The following is a 26,687-nucleotide window of genomic DNA, read 5'->3' as shown; positions in this document are numbered from 1 at the left end:
TTTCCAGGTAAATATTACTGACGCCCCAAAAGCTGGCGCACATAGGTTTTGATTTCGTACCACCCAGGCCCTAAGTCACCCCAGCGATTGGTTTCATGACGGGTTTTAAAAAATGCAGTGGGTGCAAAAAAGGCCAGCACCCGCTGCATTTTTTGCGCTAGCGGATAAGCGCTTTTTAAATACAAATAAAGACTATCCAGATCACCTAACAGCCAGCGCAAACGTTGTCCCTGGCGGTACTCCGTTATCGCTGGCCCGCCTGCTATGCCCAACTCATGCTGTACCAGCAGGGCAGGAAAATTGACCCCCGCATCTATCGCCAATTGCAGCGAGCCCCAAAAGCGGGTGTTCACTTCCATTAAATAAGGTTGCCCATCTGGCGTTATGCGGAATTCAACCATCGCCACCCCGTGCCAATGCACATGGTCCAGCAGCTGCTGTGCGTATTGTTTCAGCGCGGGGTCAATAGCTACACTCTCACTCAGCACACTCACACCGCCTTGCGGTGGCTTTTCGCGCAGGCGTCGGTGAGCAAAAAAATGGGTTGCCTTGCCTTTGTTATACAAACAAAAAACACCCGCGCCGCTACCGGGAATAAATTCTTGCAGCATAAAAGGATACTGCTCCAGATAAGGTGCAGCAGTACGTGCGCGCTGCCAATCCTGTTCTGATTGCAGTACCTTGACGCTCGTGGCTATCCATCCTGCGGGTGTAAAGATTTTTGATAGACAAGGTTTGATGACGCACGGATAAGACCACCGGCTCGCATCAGCGCCAGCTGCATTTTCGAACAGGGTAAATTCAGGAACAGGCACGCCGCAGGCTTTTGCTTGCTCAAGCAAACGATATTTATCAGCAAGCGACATCACTGTATTGTAATCGGCAAACGCTAAACGCACATGGGGCAGGCGGCTGGAGTGCATCAGGAGCAATTGGCTGGTGATTTCGGTTACTGGAATCACCAGTGCAAACTGGCGGATGGTACAAATATTTTCCAGCCACTGGATATAGGACTCGGGTTCCGCTGAAGGGCAGGGCGACTGCAAATATTCCTGCGAATATTTCGATGCGGCGGCCAAGGCAAAGGTAGATGAATCCGACGTGACTATCTGGATGTTGTCGAGCTTTCCCAGTGAGCGGGTTACCGCCAAAGCGCTGCGCTGCGCTGCATCAAGAACAAGAATTAAGTGTGTCATGTCACTGCAACCAGCCTTAGTTAACCAGCATAAAATCATTGTGCAAACGGCATCAGATAAAAACAGCGCGCAGCGCGAATGATACGGATTGGCTAACAAATCCACAAGCGCGCAACCAGATGGTGATAGAATGCGTCCTCTTAAACTTTTGTTATCGTCGGAAGGAACTTGTCACTGAAAGATCATGGCTATGACCGATAAAAAACACACAATTATTCACGCGATTGACACTACCGGCCCCGGTGGTGCCGAAACTGTTTTTCTCGATATTGCCCAGCAATTGCAACTGGAAAATTATGACAATCTTGCCATTATCAAAGGGCCGGGTTGGGTTGAAGCGCAATTAAAACAGCGCAGCATCCGCTACCATATTCTCAAGCCCTACGGTTTTTTTGCCATTCCCTATTACTGGCAGTTATACAAGCTGCTAAAACGCGAAAACGCGGCGCTGGTTCACGCTCATTTATTAGGCTCAACACTGACCTACTCCATTCTCTGCTTATTCATGCGCATCCCCTTGATTGCGACACTGCATGGGCGTGTAGATATCAACCCCAATGAACGTTTTGTGGCGATTAAACAAAAAATTATGCGCATGGGCGTGAGCCAGTTAATCGCCGTCAGCCGCGACCTTGCGCAATATATTCAAGCTCGTGGTCTGTTTTCTGCCAATGCAATTGCGGTTATCTACAACGGTGTAGAGCAACAGCGCTACCACACCAAGATGACAGGAAGATTGCGCAGCGAGCTAAACATTCCTGCTGACGCGATATTGATTGGCAGCCTTGGCAATATTCGCCCCGCCAAAAATTACCAAGCCTTGATTGACGCCGTTGCAGAGTTAAAAAATCCAAAGCTACATTTTGTCATCGCCGGGCACCAAAAAAAGGATTTAATGGAACAACTCAATGAGCAAATGCACAGGCTTGGTGTCACAGCGCAAATGCACTTCATCGGCTTTTACGACAACACCCCTGAATTTCTTGCGCAGATGGATTTATTTGTCCTCTCTTCAAGTTCCGAAGGGTTTTCCATCGCCACTATTGAAGCAATGGCAAGTCATTTGCCTGTTATAGCAACCCGCTGTGGTGGGCCGGAAGAAATTCTTACGCACAACAGTACCGGTTATCTGGTTCCGGTGAACTCACCGGTGGAACTGGCAGCCGCGATCAAGTATTTATTAAGTAATCCTGGAGAGGCAGCGCGTCTTGCAAGGGCAGGTTACGAGCATATGTGTAATACGTTTTCACTCAGCGTAATGCTCAGCGCCTACAAAAAACATTACAGCAAATTACTGGGTATTAGCACTTAAGGTGTTATACCAAAACACGCATTAAAGAACAGGTTGGCCCGTGACACTATCAGAAAAAATTAAAAATCATTACGGCTCCAAGCGTGGCTTGTTGCGGTACATTCGCTTTGAATTTATGCGAATGCTGGGCGCCTATCGCGCTTTGAAAAAAATTGATTTTACAAAAGTGACACGATTGGTATTTGTCTGTCACGGCAACATCTGTCGCAGCCCTTTGGCTGAGGCGGTAGCACGCAAACACAATCTGCCGAGTATCTCCTTCGGGTTGGATACGCGCGGCAATGATCCGGCAGATCCACGCGCAGTCGCTTGGGCATCGTCACACGGTTATGAGCTAACCCAACACAAAACTATGCGAGTAGATCAATATCAACCGCAAGTGGGCGACTTGCTCATCGGTATGGAACCAAAACATATTTGGGCTTTAGAGCATCGTTTTGCGCAGGCGCCAGTACAAATAACTCTAGCGGGTTTGTGGTTGCCACTGCCAATCGCCTATTTGCATGATCCTTACAATGCAAATGAGCAATATTTTGATCGGTGTGAGCGGTCAGTTGTGATGGCGGTTCTTCAATTAAATGAGCGTTTAAAGGATTGATGGTCGCATAATGAACAAAATTGGAATAGTAGAAGCAAGAATTGGCATTCTAGATCCACTGAGATTTGTTGCGGCCTTGTTGGTGATGTTCTATCACTATCTTCCTTTTATTCAAAAAAAAATAGGCACCAACAATGTAAATTTTTTTGAATATGGATATCTAGGTGTTAATTTTTTTTTCTTGCTGAGTGGTTTTGTGATTATGGCGTCTGCACAAAATCGTTCAGCAATAAAATTTGCTTTACTGCGAGCGCTAAGGTTGTATCCTGCATTTATCGTCTGCCTATTAATAACGCTGTTTATATTGCATGTCCTTGATTTTCCCTTGGCGTCAACCACTGCCATTTTTCTAAATGGATTAATTATTAATGATTATTTTGGGGTGCCAAATATTGATGGTGTTTATTGGACGTTACAGGCGGAGTTAAAGTTTTATGCATGTATATTCTTATTGATACTCTTTGGACAAATTCATCATTATAAGTTGTGGTTGAGTGCGTGGTTATTAATGGCGGTTGCACATCATTTTACAAAACAGCCATTTTTTATGGGCTGGTTTATTAGTCCGTCTTATTCTTTTTGTTTTATTGGCGGAATTTCTGCCTATTTAATATTTAATAATCCAAAGAGCTGGTATGCCATCAGTATATTTATAACCGCGATGGTTTTTGCAATTATAAAATCCTGTGGACAGATTGATGGGTTTGTAAGAGCAGTAGAGCTTTGGGATCGCGTAGTTGTAGGTGTGCTCACCTTCTTGTTTTTTCTTTTTTTCTTTTTTTTGCACAATATCAACAGATATTTTAAATACACAAAACTGATGGCAGTATTCGGGGGTATGAGTTATCCGCTATACCTCTTGCATGGTAAGGCTGGCACCAGTGTTCTTGGCTTTTTAAGTGGTGTATTGGGTGCGCTTGAATCCCTTTTTGTTACGATAATTCTGGTATTAGCCACTTCCTTTTTCGTGCATTACGCAATCGAAAAACCCTTGTTTCGGGCCGTTAGACATAAAGTAAATTGATATCCTAAGTGGAGTATTTTGTGGAAGCGCCTAAGGTGGTAGAAAATTTCTATGTTTTCAATGTGAAGAATATGTGGTCTTATTTTAAAGGCCAGCATTTTTCATTTTGGATGATATGCTTTTATCTCTTCTTTGAATTTGTTCGACCACAAGCTCTTTTTCCGGTTATAGATTTTCTTCCTTGGGCGCAGTTATTTTTAATAGGTGCGTTAGCAGGCTCTTTCAGTGATCCATCTGTGAGGAATGTAAAATCAGCTGCAAACATATACATAGTTCTTTTTTCTATTCTAATTAGCGTCTCCGTTTTTACTGCATATAACACAGTAGTATCTAAAAAATACTTCATGGATTTCTTTAGCTGGGTAATTATTTATTTCCTAGTTACTAGGATTGTAAATACCAAAGAACGGTTTTATATTTTTTTACTGATATTTCTTTTTGCGGCAGGAAAAATTGCTATAGGTACCGCAAAGTCATGGGCATTTAGAGGCTTCAGTTTTACTAGTTGGGGGCTTATGGGGCCAAAGGGCTTTTTTCAAAACTCAGGAGAGCTCACTATTTTGATGGTGATGCTATTTCCTATGGCATTTTATTTATACCAGCATTTTAAAGCGAAAGCGGCTCTTTGGGAGCGACTAATTCTAATTGCATTTTGGGTTTGCCCGATTTTAACTGTGCTTGGCGCGAGTAGTAGGGGATCGCAGTTGGCACTCGCTATTGTTATGGCAATTATGTTTCGCAAAAGTATATTTAGGATTAAGTCGCTGATTGGAGTAACTGTTTTAGTTATAGGTTTAGTTTATTTGTTGCCAGAGGAGCAAAAAGAACGTTTTAGAAGCACTGGGAATGATAAGACGTCGCAACAGCGATTGTTATATTGGGAAAATGGATGGGAGATGATGAGAAATCATCCTTTGGACGGTGTGGGCTTCTTTAATTTTATTCCATATTACGAAAGGCATTACTCCGGCGATATGTTATATGACAGAGCGGAGCTGCCTCACAATATATTTATTCAGGTGGGGACCGATGCTGGCTTTCCCGCATTGACGCTTTTCATATTTATTATTTTATATAGCATTTATGTACCTATTAAAATTTATAGGCGGCAAGGAGCTGAAACATATGAGAGGGCGGTTGCTGTTTCGTTAGGATATGGCGTCTTGGGGTTTTTGATCGCGGGGCAGTTCGTGACAGTTTCTTATTATCCATTTATTTGGATGCATTTGTCGTTTATCGTATGTTTAAATTCTTTGTGTGAAAATAAAAAAAATAAGACATAGAAAGTTAAATTTTTGGTTGGCACTTTTATAGGGGTTTACGTGAAAAATTCTAAAAATGGCATTTCTTTCATTATTCCAGCAAAGGATGAAGAAGCCGAAATTCCAGTTACTATTCAAGCCATTCAGCAGTTTGCTTCTGGTCTTACTTATGAAATTATTGTCATAAATCATAACTCATCTGATCGCACAGGAGCTATTGCTGAATCGCTGGGGGCAAGAGTATTCGATAAGGTGGGTGGGACTATTGGTGCTGCGAGAAATTTCGGGGCTGAAAAATCAATTTACAATGTTCTCATATTTGTCGATGCAGATGTTTCGGTAAGCTATGAATGGCAACAAGAAATTAGAGCTGTACTGGATAAGATTGGAAATAACTATTTATATATGACTGGCTCTCACTGTGTTCCTCCTAGTAATGGTTCTTGGCTGGAAAAATATTGGTTCTCAAGTTTTAGCCAGGACGTTACAACCACGCACTTGGGAACTGGACATATGATTATGTCGAGCAAATTATTTGAAGAGGTTGGAGGATTTAGCGAAGAGCTTAGAACCGGAGAGGATTATGATATTTGCCAAAGAGCAAAATCCATAGGTGCAACTCTTGAAAACAATCCTCGGTTATTAGTGTTTCATAGAGATTACCCCCAAAATATCGTGGATTTTTTTAAGCGAGAAAGATGGCATGGACGAGGTGATGCTCAAAATTTAAATGCCTTTTTTTCGTCTAAAGTTTCTGTATCGGCATTATCCCATGCTGTTTTTCATGTGTTTTTTTTGCTTGCGCTATTTTTCAGTGATAGTTCTACGGTAAAAATATTTACATTTATGTGTTTGTTCTTGATTCCATTTTTGGCTGCGAGGTATAAATTCAAAAATATAAAGTTTAGTGTCTTCATGTTGAACACTATGGTGTTTTACGTTTATTTTTGGGCAAGGTTATGTTCCGTTTTTTGATTGGGCAGCAGGGTGTGCTACTGCCATTAAATTCATTGAGTCGATTGCATTTTTGATATGACGCTTTTAAATTTCCCATTTGCTCCTTTTTTTATTTCATTTACATAGTCAATGCTAACATTGATTTTTCTGCTGGTTCGTTCTTTTATATTTTCAATAAGTAGTTCCGGTTTAAATAAATGCTGTGTATTAGGCGATAGTATTATTTTTACGTTGATTAGATCGATTTTCTCCTGAATGATTTGCGCAAATTCAATGCCATCAATACCCTTGAATGCGGGGTCCATTCTCCCAACACGTTTTCCCTCTGGTGTAATTATCACGTCGTCAGTGCGCCCATCAATTGCATCAAAGCCATGTGCAAAATCTGACGATCTTTCTACTAAATCGCCTATTTTATAGCGCAATAGAGGCATGCCGAAATTCAATAAGCCAGTTGTAATCAATTCGTAGGAGTTATCAAACTGATGCTCAAATTCAAGTATTGAAAACAAGGGGTCGGAAAAGTAATACTTTCCAACAGACACCGCATTAATAGCCATTTCCGTACAGCCGTAATGATCAATCACGGTAGTATTCAATGTGCTCTCTATTAGCTGTCGAGCGTCAGTTGTTAGTGTTTCAGAAGATGTCAGAACACACTTGGGGGAAAAGGTAAATTTAAGTTGTTTTTGCTTGGCTAATTTTAATAGTTCCACTATTGCTGAGGGGTAGGAATCAATAAAATCGGGCGCCCAGCGATTGAGTGCATCTACATAGGATGCAACAGTGTCATCACTAATAAAATACGATGATAGATATTGAGTGTTGTTGTAAGAGTCGTAGCGGTCAGGATGTTTGCCTGGGCTTTTATAAAGAATGCGACCAGCGAAGGTAGTGCTCTTTGAGCGGTAATTACATTCAAACAGGGCGAGTGCTTGTTCATAAAAACGGTAGTTTATTCTCCGCGCTTCATCTGTGTATTTCACCGATAGTGGGGTGCCGCTGCTACCACTGGTGTTGGCGCTGCGCAACTTATCTTTGAACTCGGGGCTGGTAGATATAAACAGTTCGGGATCTTTCTTAAGCTCTGCTTTGGTCAATATTGGCAGCATATTGCTGAGATCACCTGTGGTGATCTTGTCTGTTGATACATTTCTTAATAGGTTTCTGTAATAAGGAACGTAATCTTTACAATGTTGTATCAGCTGTTGCAAACGCTGTTGTTGGTGTTGCAGATCTATTGGTCTGATGGTTCTAAATGGTATTAGGTCGGTTTGATAGTTGGCAGGAATACCACCTACAAAACGTTGACGGTATAAATTTTTTCCATAGGCGGTAAGCGCCAAATTTTGCAATTGTCGTGGCATTGCTAAATAAATGGCGTTAGACATTGTCATTTCCTTAGATATATTGATGTTCGTGTTATGAGCTGGGCAGGCATTTTGATTAAAAATTGGAACTTCCAAACAGAATAATGCGTTATATATAGAAGCAATTTAGAAATTATTATCACTTTTCATGACGGTATTTGATAGCTTTAGTGGCCTGCCGCAGGGTTTTTTTACAAAGATGGGAATTGGTTGCTTGAATCTCCTTGCTATTGGCATCTTGTCTCATGGCGCTTTGCACACTTGTGCTAGACTTGAGTAGTTAAATTTAAATGAAATATGACCCCTTTCACTGCTAGTTGCGTGAAGGTGATTTCCGCAGTTATTGCCCGTATTTCTCTTAATAACCCCATCATTTGTTAGTGGTAATCGTTATGAAAAATGCCATAAATATTTTTCTTATTTCTCTCTTGATGGCTGTGTCAGGTATTGTAAATGCAGCCACGCCCTTCCCATTCCCGGCAGGGTATTTTGTGCCGGCCAAAATGCCAATGCATTTGGTCTACCCGCGCCCGGATACTGAAACTGCGGCTCATGCCCGCCATAGATGGGCGCACCCACAGATGGAGTATGCAATCCCGATTGGGGTTCAAGGTGGTTCCTGGCCGTTCAAGTATGAGCTGGTTAGTGGGCCAAGTGGGGCAAAAATTGGCTCTCTGTATGGCGAAACCAATTATGGCTCTATCACTTGGACACCTACCGCAACCTCGGGTACACAAGAGTTCAAAGTGCGCATTACCGACCAGGAATTAAAAACTGTTGAGGCGACCTGGAAGGTGACCATAGACCCGAGCATGTTTGTGTTTGTTAAGAGTGGTGCAACAGGCACTAAAACTGGAGCAATCGACAATCCACTTGCCACTGCTGCCGAGTGGCATAAGTCAGCGACTGATTCTACCTATGCCAATAAAATAATTGTGTTCCGTGGCGGCAACTATAATTTGGTTGGTGATATCGCCAATAACAATAATGTGCGTTTGACGGCTAACCAAAAAACACCAAGCCTGATTGGTTTTCCCGGCGAAGAACCTGTTATCGACGCCTCCACTGCAAAAATACTGGTGGGTGATTTAACGGATATTTTTGTGGCGGGTATTACGTGGAAAAATGCGCGTAACGATGTAGCGGACGCTCACTTTTTTTGGTTAACCGGAGAAGTAAGCCGCACTACTTTTTGGCGCAACCATTTTACTGACATGCAATTTGGCAAGGCGGGTACTGACAATACCGGACCGGTGTTTATTTCCAACACAGTCAAGGCAAAAACCAATATTTTGTACAAAGAAAACCTCATCACCAATGTGAATAATGCAACTGGAAATGGGCACTACTTTGATATCTACCGAGCCAGTTATGTTTTGGTGGAGCAAAATATTGCAAGAAATAGTGCTACTAGTTACGGCTTTTGGGTCAAGTCCAGCATTAGTTTTGTTTCTGTCCGTGCGAATGAAGCTTTTGATAATGTAAGAGGAACGCAAACGTCTATTGGCTACGGTAGTGCAGTTGGTGAGGTTCCTCATGATCATGAGATATGCTGGAATAGAATAGTCGTTCCTTCAGATCAGGATGGTCCGGCGATTTTAGCTGTTATTAGTGATTTCTATAAAGGGCAGAGTTATAACACTTTTATTTACAGAAATACTGTTGTTAATGGCTACAGCACAATACGCTTCATGGGAAAAACGCCATTTGAGACAGATGCAAACGTAATTGTTACTACCAAACCAAATCTTTGGAATACAGCAGAAATGAAAACAACAATACCAAACGTGGTGGCTGGACCAACAGCCGGTATTGTTCAACAGTTGGAAGGCCGTTATGTTGGAGCTGAGTTTGGTAAGGTAGGCGCCGATGTTGCTACCTCCCCCGCGCCTGTTGCACCCTTAAATCCGAAATATCAATAATCCCGCTCGCGCCAATACCCTTCATATGAAGGGTATTGGATTCGTTATATCCTCAATTGTTTCGCAAATCTCACCTCATGGTTAATCAGGCTGTTTCAGCCTTTGAGCTTGACCAATGGGTTCCTCCTGCAGCTTTAATATCCTCAAAATAGCCCTCGTATTTGCATAACAGTATTGTCCTTAATCCAACCATTACTCGCCTTGACCAAAGCGGCTTCTTGTGGAGTTTGCGCAGTATTCTGACCTTAACCTCATTGGTGCTGTAGGTTTTGGCAGAATAGGTGATGCCCTCAGGCAAACCAGTGACTTCAGCTACGGCGCGGGCAAGTCCGCCTGGGCCGGTAATGTCATACAGTAATGCGGGATTGTTTTGAATGAGCTGGTATTGTTCGTCATCGAGTAATATTGATTTGATATTGCTGAGCACTTTTTTCAAAACCGGATGCGCGGGTGCTGAGCACATAAATGCATTAAATAATTTTGTCTTATTTGCGTCATAAGCCACGATAAATTGATCTTTATCTTTTATCAGCTGCCTCATCGGAAGTTTGCATACGGTATCCATGTCGGCATAAATCCCTCCAAAGCGATAGAGTGCGCAGTAGCGCCAAATATCGGCTCTGAACGCCCCTGGCGGGGTTCGCTCATAGCATTTAAATAATTCCGGATCAAAATCGGCAATCATTTTTGCGCAATCGGCATCAACTAAAAAACGATAATCGCAATCCGGATTTTTGCTGGACCATGATGTAGCTGCTTTATGCATCATGGCGGGAACCTGATCGGTGATAAAGGTTTGCCACACGATTCTGGATATTGGGCGAGCGCGGGCGGTGCGGGATGAGTGGATGGTTTTGGGTATTCTATGAGTCGGCATACATAATCACTTGGTAAACAGGCAAAAGCAGTCATGGACTGTTACAGGGAAATCTATTTTCGCTGCAACAGCCGGCAAATTCCGAGCGGCACATCAGGTAATTGGCGATTACTCTGCTACTGCGGATGATAATCAGGTGCAAGATTTGGTATTATCCCAGCCAATTTGATCAGCTGCGTATAGTAGCTCGCAACGCCAAAATCTATAAGGATGAATTTACATTATGTTTGTTTCTGATTCGCTAATCTTTGTTGAACTGCATAAAACGGCTGGCTCCCATATAGGCCGTTGCCTCAATAAAATTTTAACGGGCGAGCAGGTGGGTAAACACAATGTAGTTCCGCCTGAACTGCAAAACCGTTTTATTCTTGGCTCTATTCGCAACCCCTGGGATTGGTATGTGTCTTTATGGGGTTATGGTTGTGACCGGAAAGGCAGTGCCTTTAGTCAAACGACACGTCGCTACAGCGTTAATTATTATTGGCGCCAGCTGAATAAAGAAATGGGTAAAAATTGGCTGAGCCCGGCGCAGTATCTGCGTCAATTGCTTGCCGATACCGCCAAACCCGTTGCGCTCTGGAATGAAGTCTATGCCGATAGCAGCAACCCTGAATTATTTCGCAAATGGCTTCGGCTTATGCTGGATGCTGATCGCCGCTTCGATATTGGTGAGGGCTATGGCTTTTCTCCACTCTCTGCGCATAGCGGTGTGCTGACTTACCGTTACTTTAAATTGTTTACCAACCTGGGATCGGATTTGTATTCGCTGCCAGATTTGACCGACTCGTCACGCTTGAATGAGGTGTGGGAGCAGCGCGCGATCACCAATTTTGTCGTGCGTAACGAACATCTTGAAGCAGATCTAATTGATGCATTGACCTGTGCCAATATTGCGTTAACCGATGAGCAGCGACTATTTATTCTGCAGGGGAAAAATGAAAAGACCAATACGTCGTCGCGCAAAAGTATGGATTTTTATTATGACGCCGAATCGATAGAGCTGGTAAAAAACAAAGAGGCTTTTATTATTTCACGCTACGGTTATGAACCGCCGGCACTCTAGTAGCCAGCATTTCAATAAGTGGTCAGGGTATTAATTCCAGCAGTGCATTTTCCAGCTGCGCCGCAATGGCTTCTTGTGTAAAACTGTCCAGTACACGCGCAAATCCCGCATTGCCCATGCTCTCCCGCAGGAGGGCATTATTCAGTAGGTTTTTAATCCGATCCCGGCATTGGTCAATGTTATTCGGGTCTACCAGATAGCCATCTTTGCCATCATCAATCAACTCAATAGGCCCACCAATTGCTGTAGCAATAATGGGTTTTTTGGCCGCCCAGGCTTCAATAATACTTCTGCCAAACCCTTCAGGGCCTAAACTGAAATGCATAATTACATCTGCAGCTTTGATAAATGGCATAGGGTCAGCCTGAAAGCCGAGCATGACAACTTGCTGCTGAAGTTGATGATCCAGAATAAATTGTTTGATCTGCTGAAAATAATCAGGGCTCTCATCGGCATTATCGCCCATGATGGCAATTTTAAATTTTTCATTGGCGCGCAACAACGGTAGCGCACATTGAAGAAACTCAAGTTGCCCCTTGAATGCGATAACGCGCGCAGCGATTAAGTACACAACGTCGCCAGGGTCAGCGTTCATCGCTTGGCGGGCACACACCACTGCTGTCGCAGATATCTGATCAAAAATATGATGATCTACAGGATCATAGATAAGTGAAATTTTTTCCAAGGGGACAGAAAGCTTCCGGGAAAATTCCTCAGCTAAAAAATGGGTTATGGCGATATATTTTGCAGCAGCATGACATATTTCATCGGTGTAAGTATTGGCAGAGTCAGCGCCGCGAAAATGATAGACCAGAGGCAGCTGCATTATTTTTGCTACGCGCCAGGAGAGATTGGTGACACCATTATTACAATGTACCAAACGAACCTGATGCTTGCGGCCGATGCGCGCAATTTTATGTGCTAGTAAAATCTCGCCAATTACACTGGCTAATGCATAGCCTTTGAAAAACAATTTTTTTAACAGCCGTGTCGGTATTCTGCTTTTACATACATCGGTAAAACTATTTCTTGCTTTGTAATTGAAGTGATCCGTTAATCTGACATGGCTAAAATTTTTTACCCAGGGTGCGGACGCTTCTAGTGGCATAAATGTAATTAACAACGGATCAATTTTTTTAAAGCAAGCAATGGTTTGCGATAGGCTGATAATAGCCCCGCCAAAACTTTGACCTTGCTCAATAATAAGAATTGATGGCTTTTGTTGTTGGCTCATGGTGTTGTTATATATCTCTCACCGTATCTCTTCACCGGTTACCGGCTGGCGTCACTAATTGCTTGTCAACAAGCGCTGAATTTGTTGCACTATATTATTTTTATACGCAGCGACTGAAAATGTTGTCACGGCATGCTGCCTGCCTGCCTGCCCCATTTGTAAACGCAAGTCGGCGTTTTCACTCAGGCGTAGGAGTGCCTCTGCAAATGCTTCAGGTTGTGCACCTTGCACATGAATGCCATCAATCCCATTTTGTACAACTTCAGTCAGTGCACCTGCCGCAGCGACTATATTGGGTAGGCCACAAGCTGCTGCTTCTACTACTGACAAGCCAAAACCTTCCTCACTGGACGCTAATAGATGGATATCAGCCACCTGTTGCAAATAAAGCGAAATGTCCGGCACTTGCGCGATAAAGGTCACCGATGTGTTAATTCCCAGCTCGTAGCTAAGTTGTTCCAGTCGCTGCGCATCTGCCCCAGTGCCGATAATGACGGCGTGGAGCGGTAGTGAAGATTTGGTGCTGGCTATGGCCAGTGCACGCAAAAATAAATCGATACGCTTATGTGGTACCAGTGCCGCAATACTTGCAATAACAACAGCATTGTCGCTGATGCCGAGCGAATTGCGTAATTCAGGTGTGCGTTGCGCCGGGAAAAACGTTTTTTCAACATCTATACCATTGTAGACAACCTGGGCGGTAGCATTGCATTTTTTTTGAATTACTGCCTGCGTGTGTCGGCTGGGCGCAATAATCAAGTCAGCCCAGGGTAGCATCCAAAAATAAAAATAGCGTTTGGGTGCTGGATGATGCAAATGAACCAGGATGGGAATATTTAACCATTTGCTAATAGGCTTGCCCATTTGGCATGGAAGCCCACCGCTACTGAACAGCAATGCTGCGTGCTCGGTAATTAAAAACGTTTTGAGTTCGATAATTTTTTTCAACCATTGCCACAGTGGAAACGAAAAATTTTCATCGAACATAATTTCGGGAAATGCGGATTGCAATATTTTATCAGGCGGTCGCCTTGTGCGGGACGCAATGACATCGGGATTATTGGCAATCAATAGCACCCGGTAGCCGGCTTCCTGTAACGCGTCAATTGTGTGGATAGCGCAGACTTCGGTACCGCGCAAGATCTTGCCACCAAAATGCATCAGGGCGATAGTTGTGCTTTGGGTTGTTTGCATAACTTGCCTGTTGCCTCTGCTTATTCGGCCAAGGTTTTCTGTAAGGCGGCTATCAGTGCTTTGTGGGTTGCTGCAAGAGAATATTTTTCAACGATCGCGCGTTTACCCTGGTTGCCAAGTGACTGTCGCAATTGGCCATCGCTCAAGAGCTGGGTCATTTTTTGGCAGGCATCTTGTAGATTCCCTTCCTGATATATCAAACCATCCTTTAGATGCTGTGTAGCTTCACAGACGGAAGGGTTGCTGGAGACAAGTACTGGAAGCCCTGCGCGCATATATTCGAGAATGGCGAGGGAGTAACCCACTTCGCCCCTGCTTGGGTGAAACGCAATATCGCAGCTATTGAGGATCTGATCGATATTATTAACGCGCCCAAGAAAAGTGACGTGATTGCCGATGGCGAGTGAGTGTGCCATGGTTTTTAAAAATTCCAGATCGGGGCCATCACCACAATAAATAAAATGAAATCCATGGCATTTTTGTTGGTGAACCAATTGGGCAAAAACATCTAACGCAAAATCTACACCTTTATAAAGATTTGCTCTGCCGGTACTGACAATTAACAAAGTCTCAGCAGCTACACCTAATTGCGCGCGCAAATCCAGTGGCGGGTTTTGCGTTGCTTCTGTTATCGGAATGCCATTAGGTGCTGCGAAGCATTTTTTGGCGGGCAGGCAGCTGATATTGATCAACCGGTCTTTGACGTATTCTGTTGCGCCGATTGCGGCATCGACTGCTAACAAAGGAATTCGCGCGCGACAGGATTTAAGAAATTTACGCAGTCCAGTAGGACGCGTGCGAATTCCTGGTGTATGGTCGTGGACGATAATTTTTTTTACCCCTGCGAGCTTGAAAAACAAATAGCTCCAATGGCTGGTGGGGCGGTCACTGAAATAAATAGCAGTAACATTGTGCTGTTTTATAAAACGTAAATGTTGCGCGAGATTCGCTAATTTGTTTACGCCGAAATCAAAAGCAGTTGTGCGAATTTGTGCATCGTGAATTGCGGCGGGCAGTATTGAAATACTGGGGTAGGTAATCACCACTTCATAATCAGTAGAGAATTCAGCGTGAATTTTTACCCAGAAACTTTCCATCAACCACCAGGCATAGCCAACATTGGAGTCCCAATTTGCGACGCACAGTAAGGTGGGTTTGCTATTGGGCTCTGACAAATTGACCACCCGCGACTTTCATTCTGTTCACATCATCAAAGCTATAGCCAAAATTGGCAATGTCTTGTTTGTATAGCTCGGCCACTTTTTGGATTGCGGCGGGAGAGTAAACCTCTTTGTAGCCAGCGCGTTTAGACGCGTTGGTGTGTTTCAAATCCGTTTGTGGCAACTTCAAACGCGCACAAATCGCGTCAAAATCCTGCTGAATGGTTTCAAAATAGCCCAGATGGTCAATGATCGGATTGCCATGCCTATCGCAAATAAAATCGCATTGTGGCCACAAATGTATGTGCGCATGCAGACGCTCGGGGGTGAGCCAATTCAGCACAAAATCATCGAACGAATGAATGTCTGCCAAATTTTGCTTCGCCCATTCGGCGTCCTTGGCATTCCAGCCGCCACCTTTTAAATAAGAGTAAGCGGAATAAAGTCTGTCCCAGGGATTGCGCACGAAGGTGAATTTAAAAAACTGGTTATAGTCGCGGCGGCCATAAATCACCCGGTATTCCTGCGCCGTGTAATGATAGGGTAATTCGCCGAACAGGCTGAGCGCCAGAGAGGTACCGGCGGCTTTGGTGATGTGCACAAAAACACATTTATTTTGATAGTAATGGCGCAGGGAAAAATCGCCCTTATCCGAAGGGAATATCGCTGTTTTTAATGATTCAAAGTCCCTTAGGTTACGCAACTTGTAAAACCAGAAGCGTGTTTCCTTGGGAATTAATTTTCCATATAAATTGCGCAGCAATTGCATTGTGATTCTCTGTCTTGGGCTTCGATAAGTTGTGAGCGGGGTGCCTTCTAAGCCAAATACTCTTTTACCAAACGATTAAAATCATTCGTTTTACCCAGTGCATGAAAAAATGGGTTGAGTAAATTTTCTTTAGTGTTGTAGCGCAGCGGAGTGAGATTATCGGCTTGGTAAATTTCACCACCAGCACCCTGCAGGACCGCGTGTGCTGCTGCTGTGTCCCACTCTGAAGTTAGGCCAAGGCGTGGATATAAATCAGCACTGCCTTCGGCCACCATGCAGATTTTAAGTGAGCTGCCAAGATTGACAATATCGGGTTGGTCAAAACGTTTTACCAACTGTGCAAACTCATCGCTTTGGTGTGATTTGCTGCCAACAATTTTCCATCCCCGCGCCGATTCTGGCAGTAATTTTACATGGATTGCTGTTTTATCTTCTGCGCTTTCTTTTACGCTGCCTGCGTGCAGTTGACCACCGTAGTAGAGCAATGCTTTGGCCGGTGCATAAACTACGCCCCAAACGGGTTGCTGTTCAACAATCAGTGCAATATTTACCGTGAATTCACCATTACGTTTAATAAACTCCTTGGTGCCGTCCAGCGGATCAATTAGCCAGTAGCTTTGCCATTGGCTGCGTTCCTGCCATGCAATGGTTGTGCTCTCTTCAGAGAGCACAGGAATGTGCGGTGTTATTTTTTTCAGGCCATCGACAATGCAATGATGTGATGCCAGATCTGCTTCCGTCAGCGGCGACTCATCGGCTTTCATATCCACTGAAAAATCCCTGTTATAAATTTCCATTATGGCGGCGCCGGCCTGTTTGGCGAGCTTGATAACATCATCAAAATTAATTGCATTAAGCATTGCTATTTCCTGTGCCCAGTGAGATTAGAGGCTGAGAATTTTAAAAATTTGGGTGGTGCATTCCTCGACACTATAACGGGAGGTATCGATAGTGAGCTCAGGCGATTGAGGCGCTTCGTAAGGATCGCTAACGCCAGTGAAGTTTTTCAAAATCCCCTGGCGCGCCTTTTTGTACAACCCTTTAGGGTCGCGCGATTCGCAGACATCGAGCGGTGTATCAACAAACACTTCAATAAAGTTGCCATGGCCGAAAATAGAGCGAACCATTTGACGGTCGCGGCGGTATGGGCTGATAAATGCGCAAACCACAATCAGACCTGCATCGACCAATAATTTGGCGACTTCACCGACGCGGCGAATATTTTCGGCGCGATCGCTTTCACTCATACCCAAATCTTTATTCAGTCCATGACGTAAATTGTCGCCATCCAGCAAAAAGGATTTTTTGCCTTGATTGTGTAGAAGTGCATCCAGCGCATTGGCGATTGTTGATTTGCCTGCACCGGACAATCCTGTCAACCAAATACAGCAGGGCTTTTGTTGCAAGAGTGCTGCACGTTGAGCCGGTGTAATTTTCATGTTGTGCCACACTGCTGCAGAAGCCAGTTCAGTGGATTTTATTTCGTAAGGACTTTTTTCATCGTTGTTCATAGCAATTATCCTTGATGTTGTTGATGTCGGGTGATGGTGTCGGCATATATTTTCATTAACCGTTTGCCAATCACATCAATATCAAAATGGGTTTCGACATACTGGCGGGCATTGTGTTGCCATTCATTCCACTGTTGTGGATTGTCAATTATCCATTGGATCTTGTCAGCCATTACTGTGGGATTGCGGTCTTCTACTAAAAATGCAGATTGACCGTCCTCAACACACTCAGGTATGCCTCCGGTTTTAGTGGCAATGACAATCAATCCGGAGGCTTGTGCTTCTTGAATCGCGACGCCTTGGGTTTCTTCATGAAATCCCGTTTTGTCGGTGAGGCTTGGGAAGACAAAAATATGCGCGCGGGAATAAATCTCTTTGAGCTTTTGTTCGCTGATGCTGGTGTAAAGCGTCACATGTTTTTGTAAGTTTAACGTAACAATCATTTTCTCCAGATTGTCACGCTCTGGGCCTGCACCCACCATGGTGTAATGAAGATTGTAGCCAAGCTCAATAAGCTTTGGCAGTGCTTGTAGAACATATTGCTGCCCCTTGTCCGTATGAAACCTGCCGACTGTAAGGAGTTCTACCGGAGCATTAGCGGGTTTTGGTTTAGCACTAAAAACAAACTCACTGGTTACTATTCCCTGTGGAATAATCGCAATCTTTTCGGCCGGTGCTCCCAAGCTCATATACTGCTTCTTGGCAAATTCAGTGTTGACCAAAATAATATCAGCGGCTTCGACATACTCACTGCGCATCACCGCTGGAATCGTCGAGACCCCGGGTGGGGGCAGGCCGTGAAAAGTAATTACAAAGGGTGCTTTTTGTGCTCTGATAACTGGCAGTAGTAGGTGTCCGGTGATTTCAAAATGCGAATGAATGATGTCTATATCGCGTTTGATGAAATGCGGGGCTAATACCAGTGCGCCAATAAAATTGCTGGCCAGGGATTTATGTTTTGAAAAATAATGCGGCGCAGAAAATAATCCGCGCAGGCTTTTTACTATATTAAATGGATTTAAAAAATTATTGGCGATGGCGAATAATTTGTTCTTGCCATCAAAGTTTAAATATTCTGTTGCTTGAGTTAAGTGGAATTCATCAACAACGGAAGAATAGTTTTGATCTCCCTGCGTCATCGAGAAGATGGTGACACTACCACCATGCTTTACAACCTGGGCAGTACTATTGGCCAGCCAGGGTTGGATGGTGTTGGGAAATTTGGTGGCTATAATCAGTGCGTGCATTTTTGATTCATTTAGTGTTTAAGCTTGTGACAGTTTCCGGGTAATAACTATTTGGTGAATAGTTCCTTAATATCGCTTTTAATCTCGGGCGTTCGGGATGTACGCTGCCTGGATATATCAGAAACGACTTTATCCACCATGCGATTGCCGACAATTTTTGATTTTCACTCCAGTACAAGTTCGCCATCACCATGGCGTTCCAAGCTCTTGATCTTTGGCGCAAGTTTTTTTCAGGTATTTGCGCACTGATCCACTCTCGGTCAGCATACTGTTTTTGTTTGTGTCTGTTGGGGCGCAGCCCTGAATGAATGCGCATTGATATGGTATTAAAGTTACAACTTTTTGTATTTCCCTGTTTTACTAGCCTGCGTAGAAAGTCACGATCCTCAGAATTCGATAGCGATGTAACAAATGGGCCCGCCGCAATTATCGCTGTACGCTTTGCAAATATATTGGATGTGGCGCCAGGGAATGCAGTAAAAATGCAAAGATCCTCATAAGTTACTAAGGTTCGTGCTGGAGTATCTGCAATACAGTTTTTTGAATGTTCATCGAAGTAGCTGCAGCCACCACCTACCAACACACAGTCGTCATCTGCCAGGGCGATGGCCACTTTCGCCTCTATACATTTGCTTTCATAAATATCATCTGAATCCAAAAAAGCAACATAATCGCCTTTGCTGAGTGTTATGCCGTGATTCCTTGCTGCCGATGCCCCGGCATTTTTCTGTTTGATATAGCGTACGCAAGAAGCATTAAGATTTGCTATGACATCTTGTGTGCTGTCGGTCGAGCCGTCATCAATAACTAGTACTTCGATATTTTTGTAAGTTTGCTGGAATACAGACTCCAATGCATCTCCAATCATATGCGCACGATTAAACGTAGGTATTATTACGCTAACCAGTGGCATTAATGATGGCTCACTCATTTTGCGAGCCTGTATTGATCGAACCTTTTTCAATCATATTGCGAAAGTAACTATCGCTTTCATAGAGGGCAGAGTAGCTATCATTGGCAATCAATTTTCCATCGGCAATAACAGTGATCTTATCCGATAATTTTATCGCGGCAGGGCGATGGGAAATAACAATAATCAACCGGTCATGTTTTAATTCGTTTAGCAGCTGCATCAATTCGTGTTCTGAATCTATATCCAATGCACTAGTAGGCTCATCCAGAACCAGAATTTTATTATTCCGGTAGAGTGCGCGCGCGATGCCTATGCGCTGGCGCTGGCCGCCACTGAGTAACTTTCCATCTTGCCCCAGATCATTTTCCAAACCCTTGGGAAGTTTTTCGACAAACTCCATGGCATTGGCTTGCTGCAAGGCAGTTTTAACTCGCGCAATATCGACGTCTTCACGATTTACACCAAAAGCGACATTGGTAATCACGTCACCATCGAGAATAAAAATATGTTGGGGTACGTAGCCGATCGTGCGTTGGTAAGCGATTAAATCTTTGCCAGCAGTTGGCTTGTGGTTAGTAAAAAGTTGGCCGCTAGCTGGTGGCAAGAGGCCGAGGATAATGTCGGCTAGTGTGGACTTTCCTGAGCCCGAAGGCCCGGCAATAGTGTTGAGCTGGCCTTTGGTAAATTTGACGGTGACATCATCCAGTGCAGGTTTATTGGCTTTGGGATAGTGATAACTGATGTTTTTCAGTTCAATCTCAGTCACATCGGCGATGGCCGGAACATCAGTTTTTTCGTCGTTTGGTGTATCAAAATCCAGTTGCTTACGCAAAAAAATGGCAACGCCACCATTTGCACTCATGCTGGAAACCGATTTGTAAATTTGCTGCATAGTGGGCAAGAGTTTGTATCCTGCAAGCGCATAAACACTCAAGAGCGATACGACGTTGGTACTTTCATTGCTCCCACTGAGAAGCCATACGGCAAATAAGAGTATGGCGCTGAATGAAACTGTTTCAATAGCAAAGCGTGGTAAGTCACCCGAGAGTGCAATGTAAGCGCTGGAATCCAGCCCTTGTTTATTGGCGGCGAGATATTGTTGGGTGTATTTTGCTTCAAGTGCATTTAATTTGATGTCTTTGATTCCGATAAAGGATTCCGACATGATTGATTGAACCACTTTGTTGCGTTTGGTAATAATGTCACCGTGGGCACGCAGGGATGTTTTTATCAGCCAGTAAGTACACAAGTAAGCGCCACCTACCACCAGAGCCGAACCAACCGCGACTACAGGATCGAGAAATAACAGGCCCACCAGAATAATGAGTGCAATAAATAATTGACTGCACATTAACAAATAAGGTTGTAGCACCATGTAGATAAAGCGCGGTGCATCGGCGGAAATTGTGGATATCAGCTTGTTGTAGTTCGTGGTTTTGTGAAATAAATAATCCCGTCGAATGGATTTTTCAAACAACTGGCATTGCAAATTGCTGCCGAGATAAATCGAAAATTTAAATTGCAGCCAGATGGTCAATGCGCTGACAAAATTGGAAATAAAAATCATCGCAATTGACAGTAAGGCAAAACCGGTAATGAATTCCTGGTTAGATTGGAAGCCGCCATACTCATAGAGCGCGGCAAGGGCGCGATTGGTTTGAATGGATTCCGGATTGGATATGATGCCAATAAAGGGGGCGATACTGGCGATGCCAACCACCTGCACGGCTGCAGAGAAAAGAAAGAAAAATTGCATCAATAGCATCCGCAGTTTTTGCTCTCTGCTGAGCACGGCGTAAATGCTGCGGATAATATTCAGGATATACATGTATCAAAAACCTTTTATCTCAACGTGGCGATAGATAACAAGCGCATCTACGGCGATGTTGTCTCTATCATTTCCCTGGCTGGTGGTAAATTGCTGGGTGCAGCGGTTTACCGGTGCGGAATTCTATCACACACCATGCTAAGAAATTGTTGCTGGCGACGCGTGGGCGCCATACATCCAGATACTTTTCAGTAGTGTAAAACTATCCGACATTAATGCCGTATCAATTTTTGGTAGAGCGCGAGAGTCGCAGCGGCATTGGTATGGCTGGTGTAAGCCTTTTTCAGCTGCACACGGGGCTTGGTGTGCATAACCTGCAATATTTTATTGCTATAACCTGCAGGGCTGTGGTCTGTTACGAGCAGATCCGGATAATCCGCCAGTATTTCAACCAGGCCGCCAACACTGTGCGCAATCAAGGGTTTGCCGAGTGCGAGTGTTTCCAATGCGGTCATGGGTGTGCCCTCGTGGTCAGAGCAGATGACTACCATATCGAGCGCAGCTATAACTTGCGCGGGGTCAGTGCGGTGGCCGTGAAAGCTCACTGAATGCCCCAGTGCGAGCTCGTGGCCAAGCAACTGAAGTTCTGCGGCGAGTTTGCCATCGCCAATAACATGGAAGTGTATTGCTGTAGATGTTTGTTTGAGTAGGAGTTGTGCGGCTCGAAGAAAAATATCGACCCGTTTGACGGGTTCCAGGCGTCCAACAATGCCTATATGGATAGCATTGGGCTGTGCTGTGCGTATATCGGTAGCGGGAACCGCTTGTTGTAATCTGTCTACATCTATTCCGTTTTTAATAATATGGATTTTGCGCTTGGGAAATATATTGCACAATTTTGTTGCCAGATCGGCAGAGACTGAAATGATGGCATCTTGCAAATAGTTGCCACAGAAATGGTCTAGCCATACTTGTATTTTCTTGATGCCGGATGCGCTGTGCTCGGGGGCTCCATGAGTTGTTCGCACGGAGGCGCTGCGCTGCCAAAAATGCGGGCGTAAGCATCGGCTGGCAAGTGTATTGGCAAGCGATCCGAGGATATTTTCTTTTTGGCGATGGGTGTGAATGAGGTCTGGGTCAAAACGGCGGATGATTGCGCAAAGGCGGGTAAAAATTTTCAGGCTGCTGATCTGGCGCTCATCGATAATTTCTACGCTTATCCCTGCTTGTATCAATCGATCGGCCAGTTCACCGTGATTCATCAATACTGCCAATAATTCGCATTGATCCTTCATTGATGTGAGCAAGGTATAGGCTTGCACCTCTGCGCCCGCCCAGAGATCGCCAGAAATGATGTGCAAAACCCTCGGGTGAGAGGTTAAAATCGGCAATTGAGTCTCAAGGTTTGTGTCAGGGTTCGTCATAGGCAGGTGCATGATGTCGAATATTCACTGGAAAAGTTAAGGACAGGTCAAGGGGTTGGAATGTTAACATTTTTATTTTGGTTATTTGGTATTGCTGCTGTTTATAGTTATTTTATTTATCCCTTGGTGCTGCGAGTTTTGCTTGCCAAAAAGAGTATAAAAAGAGGCGGCACCTCAACGCAACAAATGGCAGCGGTAAACAGCGTGTCATTGATCGTGACTGCCTATAACGAAGAGCATCGAATTCGCGCAAAAATCGAAAACAGTCTGCAATTACTCGCTGGTGATTTTGCGTTTGAAATTATTATCGCGTCCGATTGTTCGGAAGATAAAACCGATGACATAGTGCGCGAATATGCTGAGCGCAAAGTGCGTTTGGTGCGCGCTCCTGAGCGGCTGGGTAAAGAGCATGCGCAACAGTGTGCAATTAATCTTGCTAATGGAGATATTGTGGTTTTTAGTGATGTCGCCACTGAAATACCTTCCGATGCCATTCAAAAATTAGTGGCCTATTTTACCGATCCACATGTGGGCGCTGTGTCGAGCGAGGACCGTTTCATTAGTCAGGATGGTTCGGTTGCCGGTGAGGGTGCCTATGTAAAATATGAAATGTGGTTGCGTCAGCAGGAATCAAAATTGGCTGGGCTGGTGGGTTTGAGCGGTTCTTTTTTTGCGGTGCGTAAATCCCTGTGCAATGAGTGGGATATTCATTCACCGAGCGATTTTAATACCGCACTCAACACCGCGAAAGCAGGATTGCGGGCCGTAACCGCGCCTGATGTGTTGGGTTTTTATCAGGATCTAAAAGATCCCTCTAAAGAGTATCAACGCAAAATTCGCACGGTAATTCGCGGTATGACCGGGCTTGCGCGCCACGCAGAAGTGCTGAATATTGGTAAGTTTGGTTTGTTTGCCTTTCAGGTGATTTCACATAAATTGATGCGCTGGCTAACCCCTTGGTTTTTATTGGCGGCCTTTTTATTAAATGCATTTATCGCTGATAACAGTGTGTTCTACTTTTTATTATTTTCCGCGCAACTAGCATTCTACGGCCTCGCTGTAGTGGCTCATTTTTTACCAAACCTGCGCACTATTGCTATCGTCAAGCTGGTGTACTTCTTTGTGCAAGTCAATGTTGCCCTGCTCGATGCAGCCATTAAATTTGTTGCTGGCCAGCGCATGACAACCTGGAAACCCTCCGCGCGATGATTATCCACGGCGACCTTCCTCCAGCAGGAAATAAAATTAGTTTGCGCAAGTATCAGGAAAATCCTGTGCAAGATTTTTTTACTATGCATTCTTATTGGGTTGATTCGGGTACCTCGGCACTGGCGTTGGCACTAATGGATGCAAGAGAGCAATTTCCTGGTGTGCAACAGCCGCGCGCCATTATTCCCGGTTATTGTTGCCCGGATTTGGTGGCTGCTTGTGTGTATGCGGGTATTGAGCCGGTTGCAATTGATATTAGCGTTAATGATCCCACTTATGATTGCGAGCAATTGCGCGCGCATCTGGATGATCGAGTTGTGGCGATTATTGCGGTCAATTTTTTGGGTATTGCTGAGCGGCTTGCAGATCTGCGACAGTTAATTGAAGGTTTGGGCTTGCGTGCCCGTCTGATCGAAGATAATGCACAATGGTTCCCAGCACAAAAAAGCGAAGCCATTTTTGAATCGGATTATGTCGTATTTTCATTTGGGCGCGGTAAACCGCTCAGTTTGTTAGGTGGTGGTTTGTTGTTAGCATCTACACCTTTGGCATCGCGTGTGAGTAAGCAGATTGAGCCATCGCATTCTGTGTCTGCGCTCCTGCCGTTAAAAATGCGCGCTTATAATTGGTTGTTAACACCACAATTGTATTTGCTGTTGAACCGTAATCCTTTACTGCATTTGGGTCGGACAGTGTATATCGCTTTGGAAGAAATCCTGGCTTTGGATCATTTTCGTGCTTCGTTATTAAAAGAAAATTTTCATCGCTACAGTGAGCGATTTACGAATATAGGTGAGCATTACAGCTCGGCAGCTGCGGTTGGTGGGCTGCAGCAAATGATGCCGCTGGAAAGCGCGCGCGCGCGGCGTTTGCTGCGTTACCCTTTATTGTGTGCCAGTGTTGCACGCAGGGATAAATTGCTTGTGCGTCTGCAGCGGGAAGGGCTAGGTGCAACAGCGATGTATCAAACGGCAATCGATGCAATCAGTGGTGTGGATGGTCGTGTGACTGTGCCTGCGGCACTGGATAATGCGTGCGATTTTGCGCAGCGCTTCATTAGTCTGCCCACTCATGATGGGGTAACTGAATATCACCGTGAGAAAATAGTGGCGCTATTGCGCACGGCCTGAGACCGCACGTCAACTGCATCTGGAAAATAGTTCATCCTACGCAGTGGATGAGCTATTGTATTGCGGCAATTTTATCTAGCGCAGGTTGAATCCTGACAATTTCCTCGTTGCAATCGGCAGCACAATTCACCTGTACTACCAGTAATCCAAAATAATTATCGCCCGCTGCCTTGGCAAAAATTTGGATTAATTTGGCATAGAAATAGTTAGCCGTCTGGTAGCGGCCAACTACATATTGTCTGGCAACCAATATGCGTATTTGGCTCCCCACTCTCCGGAAAACTCTCGTATCAAACGATTGTCCTCCTGCAGTTGTCAGGTTCAGTTGCTGCTCATTATTCCACTGGGAACTGTTAATCAGCCTGCCGATGTAGGGCACTATTTCTTCTTTTTTGCTACTGGTGATATGGGTAAATAAATCGACCTGCAGTGAGGTGCCATCAATGCCAAATTGTTGTTGTACTTTGGTGCCAGGGAAATCTGTGCTCAGTCGCGCCCCTATAACGCTAGTTGCGGGTATTTGATAGTGGGCGAGGTGCTGTAGGCTGAGTGGCTGGGTACCTGTTTTTGGTTCGGGGCTAAAATGGAGCAATAGAGGCCCGATCAATAACGGCAACAGAGGCAACAATGATGATCGAGGAATTGCGATAGTGACTGACTGCTGTTTCGCGATAGGGGCAAAGTAGATGCTGGGAATCAAAATCATCGCAAATACAACCCAACCAAATGTTTCGTGGTCGCGCATCAAGCTGCTTTGCATTTCAGTAACGTAACCGATCAATACCAGTAAATAAATGCGCAACCAATTGGCAAACAGCCCAAGTAATAGCGCTAACAATATGGTGGTTAGCGCTTGCGGCACCCGGTAATTATTGACTAACGCGAGAATGTAGCCAATTAACAGGGCAACTGTCAGATAGCGCAATCCAGAGCAGCCATCTGCAATAAAAATAGTTCCGCTTGGGAGGAAAATATTGCTGCCGTCGATAAGTGCAGTCATGCGACTGAGCTTAACTGCCTCGCCAACCATAAGACTACTGAGTTCTACTAATGTGCGATTGAGTTCTCCCCAAATGGGGATAGTAAAAATTAGCAATCCTAAATAGGGAAGTACTGCGCGCAATACCTGAAATGAAAGGCTTGCACTGATGGTCAATGCTATCAGTGCAATGATAAGGGCGTAAGCAGGTAAACTTATGCTGAGGCTTTCAAATAGATACCAGAGCAACGAACAGCTGCCGATGGCGATTAGTTGCAACCAGTACCATGGGGTTTTTGCAATGTGGATGCCGGTTTGCTGATAATTGCGATAGATGAGGAGTGTAAACATCACTACAAGGGTTGGCAGTGCGTGTGCTAAATCCTGGTCCCACAACACCCATTTTTTCCAAAGGGTAGTCAAACTTGGCAAATAGCATAAGGCCACCGACAGAATCGCTACAAAAATAGGCATGGCCGTGCGAAGCCGGAGGAGTTTATTGCTTAAATCCATAGTAAGGCGCGCTATTGAGTCCGATAAAGTGTGAGGCAGTTCATAATAACGCGAC

Annotated in this window: 23 protein-coding genes; 9 read left to right on the top strand and 14 right to left on the bottom strand. The window is 44.6% G+C overall.

The genetic code is table 11. The annotated features are described in order from the left end of the window. Window positions 1–14: 14 nt before the first annotated feature. Window positions 15–1,196, bottom strand: a complete 1,182-nt coding sequence (locus J2X05_RS03305) for a carboxylate--amine ligase (RefSeq protein WP_310068594.1) — start codon at window positions 1,194–1,196, stop codon at window positions 15–17. 190 nt (window positions 1,197–1,386) lie between these two features. Here J2X05_RS03305 and J2X05_RS03300 point away from each other — a divergent pair, with 190 nt between their 5' ends. Genes J2X05_RS03300 through J2X05_RS03280 form a run of 5 tightly spaced genes read left to right on the top strand, consistent with a single transcriptional unit; the run spans window position 1,387 to window position 6,367 of the window. Beyond that, window positions 1,387–2,508 carry a glycosyltransferase family 4 protein gene (locus J2X05_RS03300; protein WP_310068593.1) on the top strand — a complete coding sequence of 374 codons (1,122 nt, stop codon included), beginning with the start codon at window positions 1,387–1,389 and terminating at the stop codon, window positions 2,506–2,508. A 40-nt stretch (window positions 2,509–2,548) separates the two neighbouring features. After that, the gene (locus J2X05_RS03295) at window positions 2,549–3,106 is read left to right on the top strand and encodes an arsenate-mycothiol transferase ArsC (RefSeq protein ID WP_310068590.1); all 558 of its coding nucleotides are present in this window, start codon (window positions 2,549–2,551) and stop codon (window positions 3,104–3,106) included. A gap of 10 nt (window positions 3,107–3,116) precedes the next feature. Continuing rightward, window positions 3,117–4,130, top strand: a complete 1,014-nt coding sequence (locus J2X05_RS03290) for an acyltransferase family protein (protein ID WP_310068587.1) — start codon at window positions 3,117–3,119, stop codon at window positions 4,128–4,130. 20 nt (window positions 4,131–4,150) lie between these two features. Continuing rightward, complete coding sequence (locus tag J2X05_RS03285) at window positions 4,151–5,413, top strand: O-antigen ligase family protein (protein ID WP_310068585.1); 1,263 nt, start codon at window positions 4,151–4,153, stop codon at window positions 5,411–5,413. Window positions 5,414–5,452: 39 nt separating this feature from the next. Continuing rightward, window positions 5,453–6,367, top strand: coding sequence for a glycosyltransferase family 2 protein (locus J2X05_RS03280; RefSeq protein ID WP_310068582.1), 915 nt, complete (start codon window positions 5,453–5,455; stop codon window positions 6,365–6,367). A 32-nt stretch (window positions 6,368–6,399) separates the two neighbouring features. Here J2X05_RS03280 and J2X05_RS03275 read toward each other — a convergent pair whose 3' ends face one another. After that, window positions 6,400–7,740, bottom strand: a complete 1,341-nt coding sequence (locus J2X05_RS03275) for a phenylacetate--CoA ligase family protein (protein ID WP_310068579.1) — start codon at window positions 7,738–7,740, stop codon at window positions 6,400–6,402. Between the two features lie 371 nt (window positions 7,741–8,111). Here J2X05_RS03275 and J2X05_RS03270 point away from each other — a divergent pair, with 371 nt between their 5' ends. Beyond that, window positions 8,112–9,641: a hypothetical protein gene (locus J2X05_RS03270; RefSeq protein WP_310068576.1), complete on the top strand. Its 1,530-nt coding sequence runs from the start codon at window positions 8,112–8,114 to the stop codon at window positions 9,639–9,641. An 85-nt stretch (window positions 9,642–9,726) separates the two neighbouring features. Here J2X05_RS03270 and J2X05_RS03265 read toward each other — a convergent pair whose 3' ends face one another. Then, complete coding sequence (locus tag J2X05_RS03265; RefSeq protein WP_310069445.1) at window positions 9,727–10,407, bottom strand: glycosyltransferase family 32 protein; 681 nt, start codon at window positions 10,405–10,407, stop codon at window positions 9,727–9,729. A 334-nt stretch (window positions 10,408–10,741) separates the two neighbouring features. On the opposite strand from J2X05_RS03265, the gene J2X05_RS03260 reads away from it, so the two are divergent. Beyond that, entirely contained in the window at window positions 10,742–11,581 is an 840-nt protein-coding gene (locus J2X05_RS03260; protein WP_310068573.1) for a hypothetical protein, read from the top strand. 22 nt (window positions 11,582–11,603) lie between these two features. Here J2X05_RS03260 and J2X05_RS03255 read toward each other — a convergent pair whose 3' ends face one another. The 10 genes from J2X05_RS03255 to J2X05_RS03210 all read right to left on the bottom strand — a co-directional run bounded on the left by J2X05_RS03255 (window position 11,604) and on the right by J2X05_RS03210 (window position 22,738). Next, window positions 11,604–12,815, bottom strand: coding sequence for a glycosyltransferase family 4 protein (locus J2X05_RS03255; protein ID WP_310068570.1), 1,212 nt, complete (start codon window positions 12,813–12,815; stop codon window positions 11,604–11,606). Window positions 12,816–12,869: 54 nt separating this feature from the next. After that, entirely contained in the window at window positions 12,870–14,009 is a 1,140-nt protein-coding gene (locus tag J2X05_RS03250; RefSeq protein ID WP_310068568.1) for a glycosyltransferase family 4 protein, read from the bottom strand. Between the two features lie 20 nt (window positions 14,010–14,029). After that, window positions 14,030–15,184: a glycosyltransferase family 4 protein gene (locus tag J2X05_RS03245; RefSeq protein WP_310068565.1), complete on the bottom strand. Its 1,155-nt coding sequence runs from the start codon at window positions 15,182–15,184 to the stop codon at window positions 14,030–14,032. Next, window positions 15,168–15,938, bottom strand: coding sequence for a sulfotransferase family 2 domain-containing protein (locus tag J2X05_RS03240; protein ID WP_310068563.1), 771 nt, complete (start codon window positions 15,936–15,938; stop codon window positions 15,168–15,170). The genes J2X05_RS03245 and J2X05_RS03240 overlap by 17 nt, the downstream gene beginning before the upstream one ends. Window positions 15,939–15,985: 47 nt before the next feature. Beyond that, entirely contained in the window at window positions 15,986–16,798 is an 813-nt protein-coding gene (cysQ, locus tag J2X05_RS03235; RefSeq protein WP_310068560.1) for a 3'(2'),5'-bisphosphate nucleotidase CysQ, read from the bottom strand. Window positions 16,799–16,822: 24 nt separating this feature from the next. Further along, a complete protein-coding gene (cysC, locus tag J2X05_RS03230; RefSeq protein WP_310068557.1) occupies window positions 16,823–17,449 on the bottom strand; it encodes an adenylyl-sulfate kinase in 627 nt (208 codons plus the stop codon). A 5-nt stretch (window positions 17,450–17,454) separates the two neighbouring features. Then, on the bottom strand, window positions 17,455–18,696 hold the full coding sequence (locus J2X05_RS03225; protein ID WP_310068556.1) for a glycosyltransferase family 4 protein: 1,242 nt from the start codon (window positions 18,694–18,696) through the stop codon (window positions 17,455–17,457). Between the two features lie 7 nt (window positions 18,697–18,703). Next, on the bottom strand, window positions 18,704–19,627 hold the full coding sequence (locus tag J2X05_RS03220; RefSeq protein ID WP_310068554.1) for a glycosyltransferase family 2 protein: 924 nt from the start codon (window positions 19,625–19,627) through the stop codon (window positions 18,704–18,706). After that, the gene (locus J2X05_RS03215) at window positions 19,620–21,437 is read right to left on the bottom strand and encodes an ABC transporter ATP-binding protein (RefSeq protein WP_310068552.1); all 1,818 of its coding nucleotides are present in this window, start codon (window positions 21,435–21,437) and stop codon (window positions 19,620–19,622) included. Before J2X05_RS03215 ends, J2X05_RS03220 begins: the two co-directional genes overlap by 8 nt. 212 nt (window positions 21,438–21,649) lie before the next feature. Next, a complete protein-coding gene (locus tag J2X05_RS03210) occupies window positions 21,650–22,738 on the bottom strand; it encodes a glycosyltransferase (RefSeq protein WP_310068549.1) in 1,089 nt (362 codons plus the stop codon). Window positions 22,739–22,861: 123 nt separating this feature from the next. Here J2X05_RS03210 and J2X05_RS03205 point away from each other — a divergent pair, with 123 nt between their 5' ends. Together J2X05_RS03205 and J2X05_RS03200 are read left to right on the top strand one after the other, a co-directional pair. Continuing rightward, a complete protein-coding gene (locus J2X05_RS03205; protein ID WP_310068547.1) occupies window positions 22,862–24,010 on the top strand; it encodes a glycosyltransferase family 2 protein in 1,149 nt (382 codons plus the stop codon). A 65-nt stretch (window positions 24,011–24,075) separates the two neighbouring features. Then, window positions 24,076–25,140, top strand: a complete 1,065-nt coding sequence (locus J2X05_RS03200) for a DegT/DnrJ/EryC1/StrS family aminotransferase (protein ID WP_310068546.1) — start codon at window positions 24,076–24,078, stop codon at window positions 25,138–25,140. A gap of 52 nt (window positions 25,141–25,192) precedes the next feature. Here the strand turns inward: J2X05_RS03200 and J2X05_RS03195 are convergent, their stop codons facing one another. Beyond that, window positions 25,193–26,593: an exosortase/archaeosortase family protein gene (locus tag J2X05_RS03195; RefSeq protein WP_310068543.1), complete on the bottom strand. Its 1,401-nt coding sequence runs from the start codon at window positions 26,591–26,593 to the stop codon at window positions 25,193–25,195. Between the last annotated feature and the right edge of the window lie 94 nt (window positions 26,594–26,687).

This window comes from Cellvibrio fibrivorans, assembly GCF_031457055.1.
Taxonomy (GTDB): domain Bacteria; phylum Pseudomonadota; class Gammaproteobacteria; order Pseudomonadales; family Cellvibrionaceae; genus Cellvibrio; species Cellvibrio fibrivorans.
The sequence above is the reverse complement of the archived record's forward strand: the minus strand, read 5'-3'. Positions and strand labels throughout refer to the sequence as shown.